This is a genomic window from Curvibacter sp. AEP1-3, from assembly GCF_002163715.1.
GTDB lineage: Bacteria > Pseudomonadota > Gammaproteobacteria > Burkholderiales > Burkholderiaceae_C > Allorhodoferax.
This window is the reverse complement of the sequence record NZ_CP015698.1, coordinates 1,582,029-1,603,072: the sequence shown is the minus strand read 5'-3', so window position 1 is coordinate 1,603,072 and position 21,044 is coordinate 1,582,029. Positions and strand designations below refer to the sequence as shown.

Annotated in this window: 21 protein-coding genes, 2 tRNA genes and 1 pseudogene; 11 read left to right on the top strand and 13 right to left on the bottom strand. The window is 61.8% G+C overall.

Going from position 1 to position 21,044, the window contains the following annotated elements; genetic code table 11:
• The first annotated feature begins 11 nt into the window (after nt 1–11).
• The 5 genes from AEP_RS07665 to greB all read left to right on the top strand — a co-directional run bounded on the left by AEP_RS07665 (nt 12) and on the right by greB (nt 4,690).
• Complete coding sequence (locus AEP_RS07665) at nt 12–887, top strand: enoyl-CoA hydratase/isomerase family protein (RefSeq protein WP_232459955.1); 876 nt, start codon at nt 12–14, stop codon at nt 885–887.
• A 136-nt stretch (nt 888–1,023) separates the two neighbouring features.
• On the top strand, nt 1,024–3,000 hold the full coding sequence (locus AEP_RS07660) for an acetyl/propionyl/methylcrotonyl-CoA carboxylase subunit alpha (RefSeq protein WP_087494835.1): 1,977 nt from the start codon (nt 1,024–1,026) through the stop codon (nt 2,998–3,000).
• Between the two features lie 8 nt (nt 3,001–3,008).
• Entirely contained in the window at nt 3,009–3,884 is an 876-nt protein-coding gene (locus tag AEP_RS07655) for a 3-keto-5-aminohexanoate cleavage protein (RefSeq protein WP_087494834.1), read from the top strand.
• Nucleotides 3,885–3,983: 99 nt separating this feature from the next.
• Nucleotides 3,984–4,060: transfer RNA gene (locus tag AEP_RS07650), tRNA-Arg, on the top strand.
• Nucleotides 4,061–4,129: 69 nt separating this feature from the next.
• Nucleotides 4,130–4,690, top strand: a complete 561-nt coding sequence (gene greB / locus AEP_RS07645; protein WP_087497241.1) for a transcription elongation factor GreB — start codon at nt 4,130–4,132, stop codon at nt 4,688–4,690.
• A 23-nt stretch (nt 4,691–4,713) separates the two neighbouring features.
• Here greB and AEP_RS07640 read toward each other — a convergent pair whose 3' ends face one another.
• From AEP_RS07640 to AEP_RS07625, 4 genes are all read right to left on the bottom strand, one after another.
• Nucleotides 4,714–6,984, bottom strand: a complete 2,271-nt coding sequence (locus AEP_RS07640; protein WP_087494833.1) for a RelA/SpoT family protein — start codon at nt 6,982–6,984, stop codon at nt 4,714–4,716.
• Between the two features lie 87 nt (nt 6,985–7,071).
• On the bottom strand, nt 7,072–7,275 hold the full coding sequence (gene rpoZ, locus AEP_RS07635; protein WP_087494832.1) for a DNA-directed RNA polymerase subunit omega: 204 nt from the start codon (nt 7,273–7,275) through the stop codon (nt 7,072–7,074).
• A gap of 16 nt (nt 7,276–7,291) precedes the next feature.
• Nucleotides 7,292–7,912, bottom strand: a complete 621-nt coding sequence (gmk, locus tag AEP_RS07630) for a guanylate kinase (protein ID WP_087494831.1) — start codon at nt 7,910–7,912, stop codon at nt 7,292–7,294.
• Nucleotides 7,913–7,948: 36 nt separating this feature from the next.
• Entirely contained in the window at nt 7,949–8,866 is a 918-nt protein-coding gene (locus AEP_RS07625; protein WP_087494830.1) for a YicC/YloC family endoribonuclease, read from the bottom strand.
• Between the two features lie 79 nt (nt 8,867–8,945).
• Between AEP_RS07625 and AEP_RS07620 the strand changes: the two genes are divergently transcribed.
• Genes AEP_RS07620 through AEP_RS07595 form a run of 6 tightly spaced genes read left to right on the top strand, consistent with a single transcriptional unit; the run spans nt 8,946 to nt 14,255 of the window.
• Nucleotides 8,946–9,959, top strand: coding sequence for a serine/threonine protein kinase (locus AEP_RS07620; protein ID WP_087494829.1), 1,014 nt, complete (start codon nt 8,946–8,948; stop codon nt 9,957–9,959).
• Nucleotides 9,956–10,867: a PP2C family protein-serine/threonine phosphatase gene (locus tag AEP_RS07615; RefSeq protein WP_087494828.1), complete on the top strand. Its 912-nt coding sequence runs from the start codon at nt 9,956–9,958 to the stop codon at nt 10,865–10,867. Before AEP_RS07620 ends, AEP_RS07615 begins: the two co-directional genes overlap by 4 nt.
• A gap of 39 nt (nt 10,868–10,906) precedes the next feature.
• Nucleotides 10,907–11,635 (top strand): ribonuclease PH, encoded by a 729-nt coding sequence (gene rph, locus AEP_RS07610; protein WP_087494827.1) that lies wholly within the window; start codon nt 10,907–10,909, stop codon nt 11,633–11,635.
• Between the two features lie 44 nt (nt 11,636–11,679).
• Nucleotides 11,680–12,285: an RdgB/HAM1 family non-canonical purine NTP pyrophosphatase gene (gene rdgB / locus AEP_RS07605; protein WP_087494826.1), complete on the top strand. Its 606-nt coding sequence runs from the start codon at nt 11,680–11,682 to the stop codon at nt 12,283–12,285.
• Nucleotides 12,286–12,290: 5 nt separating this feature from the next.
• Nucleotides 12,291–13,526 (top strand): radical SAM family heme chaperone HemW, encoded by a 1,236-nt coding sequence (hemW, locus tag AEP_RS07600; protein WP_087494825.1) that lies wholly within the window; start codon nt 12,291–12,293, stop codon nt 13,524–13,526.
• Between the two features lie 42 nt (nt 13,527–13,568).
• The gene (locus AEP_RS07595; RefSeq protein WP_087497240.1) at nt 13,569–14,255 is read left to right on the top strand and encodes a CBS domain-containing protein; all 687 of its coding nucleotides are present in this window, start codon (nt 13,569–13,571) and stop codon (nt 14,253–14,255) included.
• Nucleotides 14,256–14,270: 15 nt separating this feature from the next.
• Here the strand turns inward: AEP_RS07595 and AEP_RS07590 are convergent, their stop codons facing one another.
• From AEP_RS07590 to AEP_RS07550, 9 genes and pseudogenes are all read right to left on the bottom strand, one after another.
• Nucleotides 14,271–15,509 carry an MFS transporter gene (locus AEP_RS07590; protein WP_087494824.1) on the bottom strand — a complete coding sequence of 413 codons (1,239 nt, stop codon included), beginning with the start codon at nt 15,507–15,509 and terminating at the stop codon, nt 14,271–14,273.
• Between the two features lie 43 nt (nt 15,510–15,552).
• Nucleotides 15,553–15,642, bottom strand: a tRNA-Ser gene (locus tag AEP_RS07585).
• Between the two features lie 13 nt (nt 15,643–15,655).
• Complete coding sequence (gene ureG, locus AEP_RS07580) at nt 15,656–16,315, bottom strand: urease accessory protein UreG (protein ID WP_087494823.1); 660 nt, start codon at nt 16,313–16,315, stop codon at nt 15,656–15,658.
• A gap of 47 nt (nt 16,316–16,362) precedes the next feature.
• A pseudogene (locus tag AEP_RS07575) lies at nt 16,363–17,031 on the bottom strand (urease accessory protein UreF); the annotation flags it as partial.
• Nucleotides 17,032–17,052: 21 nt separating this feature from the next.
• Nucleotides 17,053–17,727 (bottom strand): urease accessory protein UreE, encoded by a 675-nt coding sequence (gene ureE / locus AEP_RS07570; protein ID WP_087494821.1) that lies wholly within the window; start codon nt 17,725–17,727, stop codon nt 17,053–17,055.
• Between the two features lie 56 nt (nt 17,728–17,783).
• Nucleotides 17,784–18,242: a GNAT family N-acetyltransferase gene (locus AEP_RS07565; RefSeq protein WP_087494820.1), complete on the bottom strand. Its 459-nt coding sequence runs from the start codon at nt 18,240–18,242 to the stop codon at nt 17,784–17,786.
• 18 nt (nt 18,243–18,260) lie between these two features.
• The gene (gene ureC, locus AEP_RS07560; RefSeq protein WP_087494819.1) at nt 18,261–19,979 is read right to left on the bottom strand and encodes an urease subunit alpha; all 1,719 of its coding nucleotides are present in this window, start codon (nt 19,977–19,979) and stop codon (nt 18,261–18,263) included.
• 133 nt (nt 19,980–20,112) lie between these two features.
• Nucleotides 20,113–20,418, bottom strand: coding sequence for an urease subunit beta (locus AEP_RS07555; protein WP_087497239.1), 306 nt, complete (start codon nt 20,416–20,418; stop codon nt 20,113–20,115).
• An 11-nt stretch (nt 20,419–20,429) separates the two neighbouring features.
• Nucleotides 20,430–21,032, bottom strand: a complete 603-nt coding sequence (locus AEP_RS07550) for a HupE/UreJ family protein (RefSeq protein WP_087494818.1) — start codon at nt 21,030–21,032, stop codon at nt 20,430–20,432.
• Nucleotides 21,033–21,044 lie beyond the last annotated feature (12 nt).

Genomic DNA, 21,044 nt, shown 5'->3' with positions numbered 1-21,044 from the left:
CAAATAGCCCGATGGCGCCCATGGATAGTGCGCAAGCAGCTCCTGAAAGAGGAGCAAATTCGCCTGCGCCAGGCTACGGGCATATCCGCGCAGATCAGGTGGGGGCGGTGTTGCACATCACCCTGAACCGGCCTGAGGCGCGTAACGCCATGTCCCTGCAAATGGTGGCCGAGCTGCAACAAGCTTTGCAGGCGGCTGAGGCCACCGCAGGCAACGAAGGCGCTGTGCGCGTGGTGGTGTTGCGCGGCGCAGGCGGGCACTTCTGCGCGGGTGCGGACCTCAAAGACATGGCTGGCGCACGCATGCGCTCCATGCAGCGCGAGGCTGGCGCGCCCGACCCGATTGCAGAGGTGAACGCCGCCTTCGGCCGCCTGTGCGTGGCCTACGCCCAGACCCCGCTGGCCGTGGTGGCCGTGCTGGGAGGCACGGTCATGGGCGGCGGCTTCGGCCTGGCCTGTGTGGCCGACGTGGCGCTGGCGGACGACAGTGCCTCGTTCCGCCTGCCCGAGACGTCGCTGGGCGTAGTGCCCGCGCAAATCGCCCCGTTTCTGGTCGAGCGCTTGGGCTATTCGCAAGCCAAACGCTTGGCAGTGACCGGCGGGCGCTTGGACGCCGCTGCGGCGCACAGAATGGGCTTGGTGCATGAGCTGTGCAGTGCTGACGAACTGCACCATGCACTGAACCGCGTGCTCTCCGACATATTGGCCTGCGCCCCCGGCGCCTTGGCCGCCACCAAAGCCTTGATGCAGCAAGCGCGCTTTAGCCCGGCTGCTGATCTGGTGGAGCAAGCCGCAGCCGTATTCGCCCACTCAGCGCAAAGCGCCGAGGGCCTAGAGGGCATGACTGCATTCATACAAAAGCGCAAACCCAAATGGGCCATGACATGAAATTTTGGTCAACCAACAACGCGACTCCAAGCCTGTGGGGCAATGCGCTTTGCGTAGGTCAAGGAGGAGCCCGCGCAGCGGGCGGGGGACACGAAGCAAAGCGCATTGCCCCGCAGGCGCCACAGGAGGAGGGCGCATGATGTTCAGCAAAATCTTGATAGCCAACCGCGGCGAAATCGCCTGCCGGGTGATCCGCACAGCCCGCAAACTAGGCTACCAAACCGTGGCCGTGTACAGCGATGCCGACCGCGACGCACCCCATGTGGCCCTGGCCGATGAGGCCGTGCACATCGGCCCCTCGCCCGCCGCCGAGTCGTACCTCAAGGTAGACGCCATTCTGGAAGCCGCGCGCAAAACCGGCGCAGATGCTTTGCACCCCGGCTACGGCTTCTTGAGCGAGAACGCTGCGTTCGCTAAGGCCTGTGCCGATGCGGGCGTGGTGTTCATCGGTCCGCCGCCGGACGCCATCACCGCCATGGGCGACAAGGCCTTGGCCAAGCAGCGCATGTTGCAAGCCGGCGTGCCCTGCGCACCGGGCTATCTGGGTGCGGACCAGAGCGACGCAGTACTGACGCAGGAGGCCCACAAACTGGGCTACCCGCTGCTGGTGAAAGCCGTGGCCGGTGGCGGCGGACGGGGCATGCGACTGGTCGGCAGCGACGCCGAATTGCAGCCCGGCCTGGAGGGCGCCCGACGGGAAGCCATTAGCGCATTCGGCGATGGCACCCTGATGTTGGAACGCCTGATAGACAACGGCCGCCACATTGAAATACAGGTGTTTGCGGACGCGCACGGCAACGCGGTCTACCTGGGTGAGCGCGACTGCACGGCCCAGCGACGCCGGCAAAAGGTGATTGAAGAGGCGCCGTCCCCGGTGGTCAGCCCCGCCATGCGCGAGGCCATGGGGCGCGATGCGGTGGCCGCGGCGCTGGCGGTGGGCTATCGCGGTGCGGGCACGGTGGAGTTCATTGTGGATGAGCACCTCAAACACTACTTTCTGGAGATGAACACGCGCCTCCAGGTGGAGCATCCGGTTACCGAATGCATCACCGGTTTCGACCTGGTGGAGTGGCAGCTGCAAGTAGCAGCGGGCGAGCCCTTGCCGGCGCGGCAGGAGGACATCCGCCTGAGTGGCCATGCCATCGAGGCACGCCTGTATGTGGAAGACCCGTACACCGGCTTTGCGCCGCAGACCGGCACCGTGGTCTATTGGCAGCCCGAGCGTGCGTTGCAGCCCGGCGTACGTATTGACGATGGCATCCGGCAAGGGAGTGTGGTTTCGCCGTTCTATGACCCGATGGTGGCCAAAGTCATCGTGCACGGGCGTGACCGCAGCGATGCCATTCGCCGACTGCGCGCGGCTTTGGCGAACGCGCCCTTGCTGGGTTTGAAGAACAACGGTCGTTTCCTGAGCGACTTGGTGGATCACCCGACCTTCCGCGAAGCGCGGATGACCACCACGCTGATCGACCAGTGGCTGGAGCAGGGTGAGCCGCTGCTGCAAGTCCCGGTGCCTTCTATGGCGGCCTGGCAAGTTGCTGCCTTGGCGTTGGCGCAGCAGCAAGGCAGCAGCTGGCGGGCCAACAGTGTGTCGGCCTACAGCGTGCGGTTGCAGTGCGGTGAAGTGGTGCGCACTGTGCGCATCAGCAGCGATGGTCAAGGCTTGACCACCATCACCATGGATGGGGTGACAGCGCAGGCCCGCGTCATCGCTTGGCAAGACGCCGTTCTGCGTCTGGAGCTGGACGGTGTGGCGCAGACCGCCATTGCCGTGTCGGCTGCCGGTGCGTGGCATGTGGCGCATGCGGGCTGCAGCCATGTGTTCAGCGAAGTGTCGGCCTTCCCCGATGCCAATGCTTTGAAAGATGCCAGCCGTGCACTATCGCCAGTGGCCGGTAAGGTCACGCAGGTGCTGGTGGCGCCGGGCGACGCGGTCAGAGAGGGCCAGCAACTCGTCTGCGTGGAGGCCATGAAGATGGAAATGTGGCTCTGTGCCGAACAGGCCGGCCAAGTGCAGGCGGTACATGCTCTTACAGGCGAGCAGGTGGAAGCCGGCGCGGTGCTGGTGGAGCTGAGCCCCGGGGCGGATGTGGCCCCCACTGAAACACACTGAGGAATCCCATGGACAAAGCCATATTGACCTGCGCCTTGACCGGCGTGTTGACCAACCCCAAGCAGCACCCCGTACCTGTCACGCCCGCCCAGATGGCGGCGGAGGCTCGCGATGCGTTCAATGCCGGCGCCAGCATCATGCACATCCATATGCGCATGCAAGAAGACGGCCTGGGGCACATGCCCAGTTGGGACCCGGATGTAGCCGAAAGCATTGTGAATGCCATTCGCGAGGCCTGCCCGGGCGTGATCATCAACCTGACCACCGGCGTGGTGGGCAAAGACATCAGCGGGCCGCTCAACTGCATACGCCGCGTCAAGCCCGAGATTGCCGCCTGCAACGCGGGCAGTCTGAATTACCTCAAGCTCAAGGAAGACGGCAGCTGGGCCTGGCCGCCCATGGTGTTTGACAACCCGGTGGCCAAGGTGCAGCAGTTTTTGGATGTGATGCAGGAGTGCGGCACCCATCCCGAGTTCGAGTGCTTTGATGTGGGCATCGTCCGGTCGGTGACCATGTATTTGAAGAACGGCATGCTCAAGCCCGACATGGGCCGGGCGGAATACAACCTGGTGATGGGTGTGGCTTCCGGCATGCCCTGCGATGCAGATTTGCTTTCACTCTTGCCGAAGTACATGGCGTCCGACAGTGTGTGGCAAACCACCTTGATTGGCCGCTCTGAGATCTGGCCGGTGCACCAGAAGACTGCCGATTTGGGAGGCATGCTGCGGACCGGTCTCGAAGACACCTTCTACTTACCCGATGGTGCACGCGCTGCCGGCAATGGTGTGCTCATCGAAGCGCTGGCAGCGTGTGCCCAGCGCGCTGGGAGAACAATTGCAAATCCTTCGGAGGCGAGAGCTATTTTGGGTCTGCGGGCAGGGTAGAATACGTTCATCCCGAATGCTGCAGAAAAGAGCGTTTGAAAAAGTTTCTCCGGTCTTTCCGGATAGTACGAAAAAAAGCGTGCTAGAATACGAAGCTTAGCGGCTGTAGCTCAGCTGGATAGAGTACTTGGCTACGAACCAAGGGGTCGTGGGTTCGATTCCTGCCAGCCGCACCAAAAAGTAAAGGTCTGCAATCGCAAGGTTGCAGACCTTTTTCTTATTCTGATTCCCAAATGGGCACATCCATGAGCAAGGCTTTTACCAAAGAGTCCGATGGTGCAGACGACGATGAGCTGCAACTGCCTGCACTGCCAGCCGGTGGCAAAAACTACATCACCCCCCAAGGTTTCGCCACACTGCGCGACGAGTTGCTCGACCTGATCGACAACGAGCGCCCCAAGATTGTGGACATCGTGCATTGGGCCGCCAGCAATGGCGACCGCTCAGAGAACGGTGATTACCTCTATGGCAAAAAGCGCCTGCGTGAAATCGACAGACGCATCCGTTTCCTGACCAAGCGTCTGGAGATTGCGGAAGTGACAGATCCCTCTCTGCACCACGGCAATGAGCAGATTTTCTTCGGCGCCACGGTGACCTATGTGGACGACCAGGATGTGGAGCGCACCATCACCATCAAAGGGATTGACGAGGCCAACAGTGCTGTTGGCGAGGTGAGCTGGATTTCGCCCATTGCGCGCACGCTGCTCAAGGCCCGCGAGGGCGATGAGCTTAAGTTGGTCATGCCCGATCGGGTTTGCGATATCGAGGTGCTGCGTGTGCAGTACCCAGCGCCCAAGACGGCCTGAAAGGCTCCAGTCGTTGAAGTGACTTAGCCGGCGCTGTTGCTTGCGCGCTGTGCCCGCAATACCGATGGCGTGCGGTGCAGGTTGCGCAAAGCGATATCGATGTGGGCGGTGTCCCGCACACCAATAATCAAGCGCATGTCGGATGCGTCGCGCACCCCGTCCTGCCCCATGTCGATGTGAATGATGTCCGCCTCGGCAGACGCGAGTGCTGCAGCAACTTTGGCCAGTACGCCTTTGCCATTCGTGACAGTCACCACAATGCCGGTCTCGAAGGCACGCACTGGTTCATCAGACCACTCCACACCGATAAAGCGCTCGCTGTCTTTGTGCTGGAGCTTTTTGGCGACGCCGCAGTCGGCCATGTGCACCACCAGACCTTCACCGCGGCCCAGATAACCGACGATGGCGTCTCCGGGGATAGGGCGGCAACATTGTGCGAACTGCACCGACGCGTTTTCGCTGCCATCCAGGGTGATGGAGCTCAAAGTATTGGTCTCGTGTGCGGTGAAACGCTCACGGGTAAGCAGCAGGGCATCCGGCCGCTCACCGGCTTCGCTCAGCAGGTTCACCATGCGCTTGGCCACGATATTGGCGATGCGCTTGCCCAGACCGATGTCGGTCAGGAGCTCGTGTTTGGTCTTGTTCCCTGTAAAGCGCAGCAGCTTGTCCCACAAGGGGGCGTAGGCCGGGTTGTCTTCGGGGAAGCTCTCTATACCCTCGGCGCGCAGGGCTTGCGCCAGCAACTTGGCACCCAATCCTTCCGACTCGGTTTGCGCCATGGTCTTCAGGTGGTGGCGGATTTTGGAGCGCGCACGGCCGGTGCGTACAAAACCCAGCCATGCCGGGTTGGGGGTGGAAACAGGAGCGGTGACCACTTCGACCACATCGCCGTTTTTCAGCTCGGTACGCAAGGGGACTTGTTCGCCATTGATGCGGGCGGCAATAGTGCGGTCGCCAATATTGCTGTGAATGGCGTAAGCAAAGTCCACCACGGTGGCACCCCGTGGCAAGGCCATGATCTGGCTCTTGGGCGTAAACACGTACACAGCATCGGGGAACAGGTCCACCTTGACGTGGTCCCAGAACTCGGCCGCATCGCGAGTCTCGTCCTGGATATCCAGCAGGGATTGCAGCCATTTGGTGCCCAAGCGATCCGCCGTGCCGTCTTCCGGATTGTTGACCTTATAGAGCCAGTGTGCGGCCACGCCGGACTCGGCTACCACGTGCATGGCTTCGGTCCGCATCTGGAATTCGATGTTGATACCTGCCGGCCCCACCAGCGTGGTGTGCAAAGACTGGTAACCGTTGACCTTGGCAATCGCAATATGGTCCTTGAACTTGCCGGGCACCGGCTTGTACAGCTGGTGCAGCAGGCCCAAGGCGGTGTAGCAGTCGGTGATGGCGGGAACCAACACGCGAAAGCCGTAAATGTCGGTGACCTGGGCGAAGCTGAGATGTTTTTTGTCCATCTTTTGGTAGATGGAATACAGCGTCTTCTCGCGGCCTGCGATGCGGATAGGCATCCTGGCTTCAGCAAAAACTCCTTCGACTTCCTTCTGCACTTTCTGGATCAAGTCGCGCCTGCGGCTGCGCGCTTTGGCGACCGCTTTGGCAAGGATGGCGTACCGCCAGGGGCGCAGGTGCTGGAAAGAGAGGTCCTGTAGCTCCCGGTAGGTCTGGTTCAGACCCAATCGGTGGGCGATGGGGGCGTAAATATCCAGCGTCTCCGAGGAAATCCGGCTCCATTTGCTGCGTGGCACATCCGACAGGGTCCGCATATTGTGCGAACGGTCGGCGAGCTTGATCAGGATGACCCGCACGTCCCGCGCCATCGCCAGTAGCATCTTGCGGAAAGATTCGGCCTGGTTTTCTTCGCGGGTGTTGAACTGCAGCTTGTCGAGCTTGGTCAGGCCATCCACCAATTCGGCTACCGGCGATCCGAACTTTTCAATCAGCTCAATCTTGGTGACGCCGCAGTCTTCGAGGGCATCGTGCAGCAGGGCCGCCATCAGGGCCTGGGCGTCGAGTTTCCATTCGGCACATTGCGCCGCTACCGCGATCGGATGGGTGATGTAGGGCTCGCCGTTGTTACGGAGTTGGCCCAGGTGCGCTTCGTCCGCGAAACGGTAGGCCAAGCGTACCTGCTCCACATCACTGCTGCTCAAGTAGTCCAGCTTGGCGGTGAGCCCGGCAAAACTGGCTGCCGCAGCATTGACCGCAGCGACTGGCGAACCGGGCTTAGCCGATTTGCCGGTATTCGAGGTACTTGGAGGTGTTTGGAGAAGGCTGCCCATGGTGTAAATGTAGCGTGGCTGGGAGGCTTATGTGCCGCAAACGAAAAAAGCACCGCAAGCGGTGCTTTTTGCATAAGCAGGCTGAATTTACAGCGGTACTTTTTTGAGCATTTCCAAGCCGATTTTACCGGCAGCAATTTCGCGCAGGGCGGTGACGCCGGGCTTGTTCTTGCTTTCGATTTTGGGGGTGTGGCCTTGGCTCAACATGCGGGCACGGTAAGTGGCAGCCAGAACCAATTGGAAACGGTTAGGGATCTGCTCGAGGCAGTCTTCAACAGTGATGCGGGCCATGGAATTCTCCGGAAAGCTAGAGGATGTTCAGCGCTTGGAATGTTTCGGCACGCGCGCGGCGCTGGGCTGAAATCTTGAGTCGCTGAGAGTGGACAATGGCCTTCAGATCGAAAAGCGCACGGTCAAACAACTCATTGATTATAACGAAGTCGAACTTTCCGACCTGGGCGACTTCCAATTGCGCGTTTTTCATGCGCATGTCGATGATCTCAGAGCTGTCTTCCCCGCGGCGTTCCAGGCGCGAACGCAACTCTTCCCAGCTTGGAGGCAGGATGAAGATGCAGACGGCGTTGGCAAACACATTTTTGATTTGCACGGCGCCCTGGAAGTCGATTTCCAGAATCACGTCAGCGCCCATGGCCATGCGGTCTTCAATGGCTTTTTTGGAGGTGCCATAGCGGTTCGCATGCACATGCGCCCATTCCACAAAGGCATCCGCTTCCACCATGGCGTCGAATTCCTGCTGGGAGACGAAGAAGTACTCGCGTCCATGCTTTTCTTGACCACGGGGCGGGCGCGTGGTGTGCGAGACAGAAGGTTGCAGGCGCGAGTCGAGCTCCAACAAGGCCTTGCACAAGCTGGACTTACCGGCCCCGCTGGGGGCTGCGACGACAAAGAGATTTCCGGGGTAGTCCATTGACTGAGGCTCCGTGATGCGGTGTCTAAAGTCGCCTTATTCTATGTTCTGGACCTGTTCACGCATCTGCTCCACCAAAACCTTCATATCTACGGAGATGTGCGTCAGCTCTAGCGCGGCTGATTTGGAGCCCAAGGTGTTGGCTTCCCGGTGCAGTTCCTGAATCAGGAAGTCCAGGCGCTTGCCAATTTCCCCGCCTTTCTTGATCAGGCGCTCCAGCTCGTCCAGGTGGGAGTTCAGTCGGGTGATTTCTTCCGCCACATCAATGCGTATTGCGAAGGCCGTGGCCTCTGTCAGGGCACGGTCCTGGGCAGCTTCCGGCAGGGTAGTGCCTTCGGTCAAGGCCATGGCCTCTTTCCAGCGCTCCATGAAGCGCAGGCGTTGCTGTTCCACCAGCTTGGGCACCAAGGGCCCGGCCTGCTCGGCCAAGGTGCGCAACTGGGCGATGTGGCCCAGCAGCATAGTGGCCAGGCGGGCCCCCTCGCGCTGGCGTGCGCTCAGCAGCTCTTTCAACACTTTTTCCGCCAAGGGCATCACATCTGCGCTCCAGTCACGGCTGGTACCTTGCTCGGCGGCGGCCAGGCGGATCACGTCGGCCACGCTCAAAGGGTTGGCCGTGGGCAGCCAGGCCCGAATGCTGTCTTGGGTGGCGTTGAGCTTTTGCAGCAGTCTGGGGGTGGGGTCGGGGATGTTGGTCGCGCTGGTGGTCTCTACCGAGGCGCGTACTTCCACTTTGCCGCGCTTGAGTTTGCCTCCCAGAAGCTCGCGCAATGCGGGTTCAAATTGGCGCAGGTCTTCGGGCAGGCGGAAGGTGAGGTCCAGGAAACGGCTGTTGACCGAGCGCACCTCCAGTCCGAGCTGAGTGACGGGTTGGGTCCGGGATTCGCCTTCAGGGGCGGTGGTGGCTGTGCTGTGCTGTGCACTGGCATAGCCGGTCATGCTGTAAACTGGCATCAAGGGCTTTCGCGGCGATGGAAACGGCCCCGAGAATAACCCGTTTCAAACGAACCTTACGAGCATTCCCACTGCACCTATGTCAAAGGTCAAGCCAGCGCCCCTCCCCCCGGATACCACGATAGGCGGCTACCGCATCATCCGCAAAGTTGCGGCCGGCGGTTTCGGGCTGGTCTATCTGGCTTTGGATTCCGAAGGCCAGCAGGTTGCGGTCAAGGAATATCTTCCTTCTTCGCTCGCTACCCGCGCTCCCGGCGAACTGCTGCCTCAAGTGCAGTCCGAAAAGCTGTCGCTTTACCGCCTGGGCCTGAAAAGCTTTTTTGAAGAAGGCCGTTCGCTCGCGCAGATCTCTCACCCTTCTGTGGTGAGTGTGTTGAATTTTTTTCGCGAGAATGAAACTGTTTACATGGTGATGAACTACCTGGAAGGTGCTGCCCTTCAGGACTTCATCGTGACTGCGCGTGACCAAAAAAAGAGCAAGGTGTTCCGCGAGTCCACCATCCGTTCTCTGTTTGATGAAATCCTGCGCGGATTGCGCATCGTGCACCAGCACAAGATGCTGCACCTGGACATCAAGCCTGCCAATATTTTTATTACCGACGACAACCGCTCCGTGTTGATCGACTTCGGCGCCGCACGCGAAGTGCTGAGCAAAGAAGGTAACTTCATACGCCCGATGTACACCCCGGGTTTTGCAGCCCCTGAGATGTACCGGCGCGATGCTTCCATGGGCCCGTGGACAGATATTTACGCCATCGGCGCCTGTATCTATGCCTGCATGCAGGGCTATCCGCCCAATGAAGCGCCTCAACGCCTGGAAAAGGATCGCATCACCACCTCCTTGGCGCGACTCCGTGGCGTGTATTCCGATAATTTGATCGAGGTGGTGGAGTGGTGCATGTCCCTCGACCCCTTGTCGCGTCCGCAGTCTGTGTTTGCCTTGCAAAAGGAGTTGTCGCGCGAGGGTGAACGCCGCTACACCAAACTCACCGTGACCGAGAAGGTGCGCATGCAATTTGACTCCATGGTGTCGGAAACCAAAAAAACTGTTATGGGCGGAGCAACCGCACCTGCGGCAGGTAAGCCGAAATGAAGTTTTCCGTCTTCCAGATCAGCCGCAAAGGGGGGCGTGAGAAGAACGAAGACCGCATGGGCTACTGCTACACCAAGTCGTCCGGCCTGTTTTTGCTGGCGGATGGCATGGGCGGGCACCCTGAGGGCGAAGTCGCTTCCCAAATGGCCTTGCAGGTAATCTCGGCGCTGTATCAGAAAGAAGCGCACCCAGAGCTGATGGATGTGCGCGAGTTTTTCAACAAAGCCATTCTGGCTGCCCACCGCCAAATCCTCCGGTATGCGGCTGAGCGCAACTTGCCGGATACGCCTCGTACAACGTTAGTGGCAGCGGTGCTGCAAGGTGGCGCCGCGCATTGGGTGCACTGCGGTGATTCGCGTTTGTACTTTGTGCGCCAGGGTGAGCTGCTTGCCCGCACGCGGGACCATTCGTACGCTGAACAACGTGACATGGAACGCCCCAACGGTGCACCGGTCGGCTTCAACCGAAACGTGCTGTTCACTTGCTTGGGCTCACCGACCCGCCCGGTGTTTGATGTGACGGGGCCGGTGCCCTTGCACCAGGGCGACCGCATCATGCTGTGCTCTGACGGCTTGTGGGGGCCCATGCAGGACAGCGATATCGTCTATCACCTGTCCCAAAAGCCGGTGGGTGAATCCGCCCCCGATCTGGTGGAAGAGGCCATGCTCAAGGGCGGCCCGCATTGCGATAACGTCACCGTGATTGCTATGGAGTGGGAGACACCGGACAGCTTCGAGTCCACCAAGGGCACGATCTCGACCGACAGCATCAGCGAAGGCGTATTTGCTTCCACAGTGCAAGCCGCGTGGGCGGACTCGGAGGTGGATGACTTGGACGACGCGGCCATTGAGCGTTCGATCGCCGAGATCAACGAAGCCATTCGCCGCTCGGCTGCCCGCAAGCTTTGACCGCTTTTCCGGCCTGCCCGGATCTATGAGGAAGTACCCATGACAGCATTTGTCCGCCAAGGCGCTCGCGCCGCCGATGCACTGCGCCCGGTGCGCATCACCCGCCACTTCACCATGCACGCTGAGGGCTCGGTGTTGATTGAGTTCGGTAACACTAAGGTGCTGTGCACCGCGTCGGTCGAAGAAAAAGTGCCTCCACACAAGCGCGGCAGTGGAGAAGGTTGGGTCACCGCCGAATACGGCATGCTGCCCCGTGCCACCCACAGTCGCAGCGACCGCGAGGCTGCCCGCGGCAAGCAGACCGGCCGTACCCAGGAGATTCAGCGGCTGATTGGCCGCTCGCTGCGCGCAGTGTTCGATCTGGAGAAACTGGGCGAGCGCACCATTCAGCTCGATTGCGATGTGATCCAGGCCGACGGCGGCACCCGCACCGCAGCCATCACTGGCGCCTTTGTGGCCGCGCAAGATGCGGTCAATGGCCTCTTGGCGGCCGGCAAGATCACCGAGACGCCCATCACTGCGGCTGTGGCGGCCATCAGCGTCGGCATTGTGGAAGGCACGCCCTTGCTGGACCTGGAGTACACCGAAGACTCCGCCTGCGATACCGACATGAATGTGGTGATGACCGGTGCCGGCCACTTTGTAGAAGTGCAGGGCACCGCCGAAGGTGTGGTCTTCACCCGCGCCGAGATGGACCAACTGCTGACGCTGGCTGAAAAAGGCGTGGGTGAACTCATGCTGTTGCAGCAGCAGGCACTATCAAAATAATAGCTGCTCGCGCATATTCCGCGGGCGCCAGAGGCCTATTTCTTATGAAGATTGTTCTTGCATCCAATAACCAGGGCAAGCTCGCCGAGCTCAATGCCATGTTCGCCCCGCTGGGCTGTGAGCTGGTACGCCAGGGCGACCTGGGCGTGCCAGAGTCGCCCGAGCCATTTCGCACTTTTATTGAAAACGCACTGGCCAAGGCGCGCAACGCAGCCCAGCACACCGGCTTGCCCGCGCTGGCCGATGACGCCGGTTTGTGTGTAGACGCCTTCGGCGGCTTGCCGGGTGTGGACACGGCCTACTACGCCACCCAGTTCGGCTACGCCAAAGGGGACGACAACAACGTCAAAGCCCTGCTGGAGCAAATGAAGGACGTGACCAACCGCCGCGCTGTACTGGTGAGCACCTTGGTCGCCGTGCGCAGTGTGGACGACCCCGAGCCGTTGGTTGCCGTGGGTCGCGTGGTCGGGCAGATTGCGCCTGAGCCGGTGGGCAGCAACGGCTTCGGCTTCGACCCGGTGATGTGGATCCCAGAATTCGGCCAGACCTTTGCCCAGCTGCCGGTGGAGGTGAAAAACGCCCATAGCCACCGTGGCCGTGCGGCTGCTGCCATGGCTACCCTGATCCGTTCCAACTGGCTCGGAGCCTGAGGCGCATGATTCCCATCACGCCCGTTGCCGAGGGCGCTGCCGCGGTGCAGCGCGACATCCAGCATTACATGCGTCCCGGTAGTTTGCAGTTCAGCGCGCTGCCGCCTTTGTCTTTGTACGTTCACCTGCCGTGGTGTATCAAAAAGTGCCCTTACTGCGACTTCAATTCCCACGAGCAGGCCAAAGATGGCCTTCAAGAGAAGCGCTACATCGACGCAGTAATCGCCGACCTCGAGGCCGCTCTGCCCCTGATCTGGGGGCGCAACATCCACAGTATCTTCATCGGTGGCGGCACGCCCAGCCTGTTTTCGCCCGAGTCGATTGACCGCTTGTTGGGCGACATCCGTGCCCGGTTGCGGCTGGAGGCAGACTGCGAAATCACCATGGAGGCCAACCCCGGCACCTTTGAGAAAGACCGATTCAAAGCCTTTCGCGGTGCTGGCGTGACGCGACTCTCTATCGGAGTGCAAAGCTTCAACGATACCCACCTGAAAGCCCTGGGTCGGGTGCATGACCGCGCGCAGGCACTAGCCGCGGTGGAAGAGGCAGCTGCCTCGTTCGATACCTTTAATCTCGACATCATGTACGCCCTGCCGGGGCAGACGCAGGCGCAGCTCGATGAAGACCTGGCCACCGCGCTGCAGTTCCAGCCGCCGCACATCTCGATCTACCACCTGACCATCGAGCCCAACACCTACTTCGCCAAGTACCCGCCGCAGATCCCCGAGGACGACACGGCCTACGCCATGTTGGACCGCATCACCGAGGCCACCGCTGCGGCCGGGATGGACCGGTACGAGGTGTCGGCCTATGCCCGCCAAGGACACCGCTGTTTTCACAACGTCAACTACTGGCAGTTCGGCGACTACCTGGGTATAGGCGCCGGCGCGCACAGCAAGCTCAGCTTTGCCCACCGGGTGGTGCGGCAGGTGCGCTTCCGCGATCCGGCCCGCTACATGGAGCAGGCGCTGGCCGGCCATGCGGTGGCCCAAGACGACGAAGTGGCTCGGGCCGATTTGCCGTTTGAGTACATGCTCAATGCCTTGCGCCTGCGCAATGGTTTCGGGCTACGCGACTTTACCGAGCGCACCGGTCTGGCCATTACCGCCATCCAAAAGGGGCTGGAAGAAGCCGAGCGCAAAGGCCTGATTGAGCGGGACTTTGCCCGCGTGCGTCCGACGGTCAAAGGCTTCGACTTTTTGAGTGACTTGCAGGAAATTTTCCTGTCCAATCCGGACTGAACGGGCTGCGCCGCGGCCCGCCCGGCCATGCAGGGGGACGCCATGTTTTCGGTTTACGGTACAGCAGGGCAGATATTCCGGGGCTCGCTCGAAGAGTTGGGTAAGGTAGCCGGCATACGCCGCGCTGCACGCACCCGCCGCATCGAAGCGCTGGGGCTGGATGCCCAGGACCATAGCCCTCTGCGCTTTGCCGATGTGCTGAACGCTCCTGCCCACGAAGCGCCCGCAACCGACATTGCGCACCGGACGGCGTTGGCAGCCTATGGCGAGGTTAGCAAACCTGCACAGACCCGCCAGCCCTTGACCCGGGTGGCCGACATCATGAGCCACGAGGTGGTGACGGTGCCTGACACCTCCACCATCGAGCAAGCCTGGGCACTGCTCAACCAGCATGGCATTGCGCAGGCCCCCGTGGTGTCTGCAGAGGGTGTTTTGGTGGGGCTGCTCACCCGTGCGGAGTTGACCCGTGCGGAGCATCTGCCACGGGCGGATGCCCATGCGCTGGTATGGCGCGCCTTTCTGGCGCAAAGCGTGCAGGACGTGATGTGGACCCCGGTGCCCAGCGTGGCCGCTGATACCGACATCCGCCGGCTTGCGCGCGTGCTGTTGGATACGGGCTTGCCCGGTTTGCCGGTGGTGGACGAGGCGGGTGCGGTGCAGGGGTTCGTGTCCCGCTCCGATATCTTGCGGGCCGTGGTGGCCGACCCGCCGCTGGACCTGTGGACTTGAGCGTTCGGTAGCCGTTTACCGCTTGCCTTGGGGCTCCATGTGGTCGCGGTGGGCCAAAGCCGGGAACAGCTTGAACCACAAGCCCGCCACCAGCATGGTGCCGATGCCGCCCACCACTACCGAGCCGACGGGGCCCCACATCGCCGCGGTGGCGCCGGACTCGAATTCACCTAACTGATTCGAGGCGCCGATGAAGATGGAGTTGACAGCGGCGACGCGCCCGCGCATCTCGTCCGGTGTTTCCAGCTGAACCAGGGTATTGCGGGTGACCACGCTGATGCAGTCTGCCGCACCAGTCACGGTGAGGGCGAACAGGGACAACCAGAACGATTCTGACAAGCCGAACAGCACGGTGGCCAGCCCGAACACCGCCACGGCGCTCAGCAGGCGCTTGCCCACATGCCGGCGCAAGGGCCAGCGGGTGATCACCAGTGACATGGTGAGCGCGCCCACTGCGGGCGCAGCGCGCAAAAAGCCCAGACCCGTAGGCCCGGTGTGCAGGATGTCGCGCGCATAAATCGGCAGCAAGGCGGTCGCGCCGCCCAACAAAACTGCAAACAAGTCCAGCGAGCTGGCACCCAGCAGCAGTTTGCGTTCCCACACAAAGCGCACGCCGGCAAACAGGGTAGACCAACTGGCGGCCAAGTTGGAAGGTTTGTGCTGGTAATGCACCGCCAGAATCAGGCCGGTGGCCAGCACCATCAGCGCTGTGCAGCAGATGTACACGTTGGTGGGCCCTAGCGCGTAGAGCAGCCCGCCCAGCGCCGGGCCACTGATGACCGCGATCTCCATGCCGGTGGAGCTTAGCGCCACAGCGCGGCCGAGCAGGTTGGTGGGGACCAGCAGCGCCACCAGGGCTTGCTGGGCCGGCATCTGGAAGGCGCGGGCCAGCCCGAGCACGACGGAGATAAGCAGGATGAGTTCGCGGGACGCGAAGTTCCCCAAGGTGGCGCTCAGCAGCGTGAGCGCCACGCCAGCCTGCAAGGCCATGCAGGCCGCAAAGATGCGGCCACGGTGCAGGCGGTCGGCCACATGCCCGGCGGGCAGTGTCATCACGAGTGCTGGCACAAACTGGAACAAGCCCACCAGCCCGAGGTCCCAGGCGCTGGAGGTCAGGTCGTACATATGCCAAGCGACCGCCACCATGAGCATCTGGTTGCCCATGATGCCGGCAATGCGGGCGAACCAATAGCGGACGAAGGCCTGCTGCTTGAACAGCGCAGAGAGTGGGGGAAGGGATGCGTCGGTGGTCATGAGGCGGCGTTGTGACGCCTGAGCACTGCGCCAAAGAGGTATTTGGCGGAAGCTGTGAGATTCGAACTCACGGAGGGGATAAACCCTCGCCGGTTTTCAAGACCGGTGCCTTAAACCGCTCGGCCAAGCTTCCAGAGCTGCGTATTCTAGCCGGCCTTGAGCATGCCTTTGGTTTCGATGAACGCAATCACCTCTTTCAGGCCGGTCAGGTCTTTGAGGTTGGTCATGGCAAAGGGCTTCATGCCCTTGGGGGTGTTGCGCATGCGCTCGGTGTCGGCGCGCATCACATCCAGGTTGGCGCCTACGTGAGGGGCCAGGTCGGTTTTGTTGATGACGAACAAATCGCTCTTGGTGATGCCGGGCCCGCCTTTGCGGGGGATTTTTTCGCCGGCAGCCACATCGATCACATAAATGGTCAGGTCGCTGAGCTCGGGGCTGAAGGTGGCGGCCAGGTTGTCGCCACCGCTTTCCACAAACACGATGTCGGCGTTGGGAAAGTCCACCAGCATGCGGTCAATGGCTTCCAGGTTGATGGAGCAGTCTTCGCGGATGGCGGTGTGCGGGCAGCCGCCGGTCTCCACGCCCATGATGCGTTCAGCGGGCAGGGCGCCGCTCACGGTGAGCAGGCGCTGGTCTTCCTTGGTGTAAATGTCGTTGGTGATGGCGACCAGGTCGTACTGGTCGCGCATGGCCTTGCACAGCATTTCCAGCAGAGTGGTTTTGCCGGAGCCTACAGGGCCGCCTATGCCCACACGCAGAGGGGGGAGGGTCTTGGTGCGGTTAGCGATGTGGTGGAGTGCGGACATGGTGTTTACTATCAAAAAGTGAGCTGCTCGCGCAATATCAATGGGCGCTAGGAGCGGAAAAGCCTTGAATACTGCACCTCATGCTGGCTGCTCAGAATGGCCAGCATGGGGCTGAAGGCTTGGCGGGTGTCGTCGCTCACGTTCAGGGCGTAATCGACGGCGGAAGGAATCTCGGCGGTCAGCGCGGACAGGATGCGTTGCCCGGCACTCTGGCCCAGCGGCACTGCCTTGATGGCGGCCTGCATCATGTTCTCGGCCCAGCCGAAGGCAAAGGCAAGCAGGCATTCGCGCACAGGCGCTTGCGTGGCGCTGGCTGCGAGCGCAAATGCAATGGGGTAGGTCGGTTCTTGCGAAGCGAGCAGTGCAATTTGTGCGGGCGTGGCCGTGGTGTGGTTCTTCAACCATTCCAGCAGGCTCTTGCCCATTTGCTCGGTCTGGGCGCGCAACTCGGCGCTTTCGCGGGTTTGCAGTACCCAGGCATTGAGTTCGGCGATGCGCGGCTGGTCGTCCGCGCGCCAAGCAGCGATCGCTTGGGCAACGGCCGGCAGCTCTGAGCGGGCCAGCGTCATGTGCAGTTGATCGACCAGCCACACGGATGCTTCGCTTTCGGTAGCGGCTCGCGCAGTATCCACGGCCGCTTCCAGGCATTCGGAGTAGGAAAAGCCGCCTATTGGCAAGGCCGGGGAGGCCAGCCACATGAGCTGCATCAGGCTGCTGTCGAGCATGGCTGAATGTGATTACTGGTCGCCGTGGTGGTCATGCCCATGGTCGTGACCGTGGTTGCAGTCCGGGCCATGCACATGCGGTTTGGTTTGCACCGCCACAGGAATGCCGCGCAAAGTCGCTGCGGGCTTGGGGGCGTGGTCATGGCTGTGGCCGACGTGGGAATGCCCGTGCTCATGTCCATGCCCATGGTCGTCGTGATCGTGCCCATGGTGGTGACCGCCATGGTGGCCGCCTGTGGCGTACGCGCCGTTCTCGGGCTCGAAAGCCTCGTCCACCGCGTTCACTATCAGGTGCATGGCGCGGAGCATGTCGGCCAGCACGTGATCGGGCTCAATCTTCAGGTGGTCGTGCTGCAACTCGATGGGTACATGGCGGTTGCCCAGGTGGTAGGCGGCGCGAATCAGGTCGAAGGGCGTGCCGTGGTTGGCGCAGTGGGTGATCTTCAGCACTGCTTGCGGCGCGGCTTTTGCGACGATGAGCGAGCCGTCTTCGGCCACCAGCACATCGCCACCGCGCACCACAGTGCCACGGGGCAGAAACACGCCGATCTGGCGGCCCTGGCTGTCGGTGGCGTCAAAACGGCTTTTCTGGCGCACGTCCCAGTCCAGCTCGACGGTGGCGGCGCGCTTGACGAGGACCGGTGCCAGGCCTTGGCCTTGAGGGATGCATTTGGAGACTTGGAGCATAAACATTCAGGTGTGCTGGTGGATGGCCGCATTGTGGCGCAGGGGCGCCATCCCCCTCAGGTCAGGGCCTTGGTCATGAACCTGCTGTAAGGGTCTAACTGGTAGTCGGCAAACGGGCCGCACTCCACAAAGCCTTCACTTTCATAGAGCCTGTGGGCGGGGAAGAACGGTGCATTGGTGCCGGTTTCCAGGTTGATGTGCTGCACATCTTTTTCACGCGCGGCGGCTTCGATATGGCGCAGCAGTGCTCGCGCCACACCTTTGCGTTCATGGCCCGCGGCGGTGCGCATGGACTTGAGCTCTGCATGGGTGGCGCTGTGCGTTTTGAGCGCACCGCAGCCCATCAGGGCATCCCCGTCCCACGCCGTCCAAAAGGTGATAGACGGGTGGCGCAAGGCTTCCAGATCGAGGGCATGCACGCTTTCAGGTGGCGAGTGCTGGTGCATGGCATCCAGGTGCACTTGCAGCAGGGCGGCAATGGCCGCCCCCTGCAGGTCATCGATGCGAATGTCCATGGGGTGCGTTATGCGGCTTCAGAACAAAAAGTAGCGCTGTGCCATCGGTAGCTTGAGCGCCGGCTCGCAGGTCAGCAGCTGGCCGTCGGCGCGCACGCTGTAGGTTTGTGCATCGATCTCCATGGTGGGCAGGTAGCTGTTGTGCACCATGTGCTGCTTGCGCACCCCGCGGATGTTTTTCACCGCAGCCACATTTTTCGCCAGGCCAAAACGATCCTTGATGCCTGCGTTCAAACCCGCTTGCGACACAAAGGTCAGCGAGCCGCGGTGCAGCGCACCGCCGAAGCTGCCGAACATGGGGCGGTAGTGCACCGGCTGCGGTGTGGGGATGGATGCATTCGGGTCACCCATGGCAGCGTGGGCGATGAAGCCGCCCTTCAAAATCAGCGCTGGCTTGACGCCGAAGAATGCGGGTTTGTAGATCACCAGGTCCGCCCACTTGCCCACTTCGATGCTGCCGACTTCATGGCTGATGCCGTGCGAAATCGCAGGGTTGATGGTGTACTTGGCGACGTACCGTTTAACGCGGAAGTTGTCGTTGCGGCTGCTGTCTTCTGGCAAGCTGCCACGTTGTGACTTCATCTTGTCGGCGGTCTGCCATGTGCGGATGATGACTTCGCCCACGCGGCCCATGGCCTGGCTGTCGCTGCTCATCATGGAAATGGCGCCCATGTCGTGCAGGATGTCTTCGGCGGCGATGGTTTCCTTGCGGATGCGGCTCTCGGCAAAGGCGAGGTCTTCGGCAATGCCCGCGTCCAGGTGGTGGCAGACCATCAGCATGTCCACATGCTCGTCCAGCGTGTTCTGGGTGTAGGGCATGGTGGGGTTGGTAGAGCTGGGCAGAAAGTTAGCCTGGCCCACCACCTTCAGGATGTCGGGGGCGTGGCCGCCACCTGCACCTTCGGTGTGGAAGGCGCACAGGCCACGGCCCTTGGTGGCTTCAATGGTGTTCTCCACAAAGCCGGATTCGTTGAGCGTGTCCGAGTGCAGGGCTACCTGAATCTCGGTTTCGTCAGCCACATCCAGACAGTTGCTGATGGCTGCGGGCGTGCTGCCCCAGTCTTCATGCAGCTTGAGGCCAATCACCCCGGCGTTGATCTGCTCATGCAGTGCGCCGGGCAGGCTGGCATTGCCCTTGCCAAAATAGCCCAGGTTCATGGGGAAGGCATCGGCCGCTTGCAGCATGCGCTCTATGTTCCATGGGCCGGGGGTGCAGGTGGTGGCAAAGGTGCCGGTGGCTGGACCCGTGCCGCCACCCATCATGGTGGTCACGCCGCTGGAGAGTGCTTCTTCAATCTGCTGCGGGCAGATGAAGTGAATATGGCAGTCAATGCCGCCTGCGGTGACGATGTTGCCCTCGCAGCTGATGATCTCTGTACCCGGCCCGATGATGATGTCCACACCCGGCTGCGTGTCAGGGTTGCCGGCTTTGCCGATGGCCACTATGCGCCCTCCTTTGAGGCCGATGTCGGCCTTGACGATGCCCCAGTGGTCCAGGATGAGGGCGTTGGTCAGCACGCAGTCCACTGCACCTTCCGCCCTGGTGCGCTGGCTTTGCGCCATGCCATCGCGGATGGTTTTGCCGCCGCCGAACTTGACCTCTTCGCCATAGCTGCCCGCAGCCAGGGTGTAGTCTTTTTCGACCTCAATGATCAGGCCAGTATCTGCCAGGCGCACGCGGTCGCCAGTGGTGGGGCCGAAGATTTCCGCGTAGGCGCGGCGTCCGATGGTTGCCATATCAGTTCACCCCCAGGCTACGGTGCTGCGCACTCTTCGCCACCCCCCTTGCCGGGGGCGATGCCAGTGGCCCGGCAAAGCCGGTTCCACGGCATCCCTGGTATTGCGGGGCTTGCAAACATGTATGCATCATTTAAAGACTCCCTTGGGTCAGGCCGCGAAAGCCGTAAATCATTCTGTCGCCGCCAATCTCCACCAGCTCCACGGTGCGTTGTTGGCCGGGCTCGAATCGCACGGCCGAGCCGGAAGCGATGTTCAGGCGCATGCCTTGCGCCACCGCACGGTCAAAGCCGAGCGCGCCATTGGTCTCTGCAAAGTGGTAGTGGGAACCCACCTGGATAGGCCGGTCCGACTGGTTCTGCACCACCACCGTCACGGTGCGGCGGCCTGTGTTGAGCAGATGTTCACCGTCGTCAAGAATGAGTTCGCCGGGGGTCATGGTGCCGTCCTTCACGCCAATTGCATCAGCAGGGCCAGGCCCGAAGCAGCAACTGCTACGCCGGTGGCGCGGGTTGCCCACACATTGGCAGCACGCAAGGACCAGCCCAGTGCCACGCCGGAAAGATGCAGCGCGATAGTGGCAACAAACATGCCGGCCACTGCCGCAACCGCGTCACCCGTAGCTGCCAACTCCGCACCGTGGGCCAGTCCGTGGAACACAGCAAAGCCACCCACCAACACCATGGAGGCTGCGGCATTCATGCCTTGGCGTGTGAGTACTAGCAGGCCCAGCGCGAGCACAGAGGCGGCCACCATGGGCTCCACCACGGCGCCCCCCATGCCTTGGAGGCCCAGCAGGGCGCCCAGCACCAGCATGTTGGCGAAGGCGAGCGGTCCCCACAGCAAGGCGGGCCCGGCGCGGCGGGCAGACACTGCGCTCCAGACGCCGACGGCCAGCATGGCCAGCAGGTGGTCCATGCCGCCCAGCGGGTGCAGCAGGCCGGTCATGAAGCTGCCGTGGCTATGCAGATCAGTGCCCACATGGGCGCTGGCGCCCGTGGATAGTGCGCCAGCAGCTATGAAAAGAAGAGCGGATTTCGATGGGTAACGCATGGAATCTCCAAA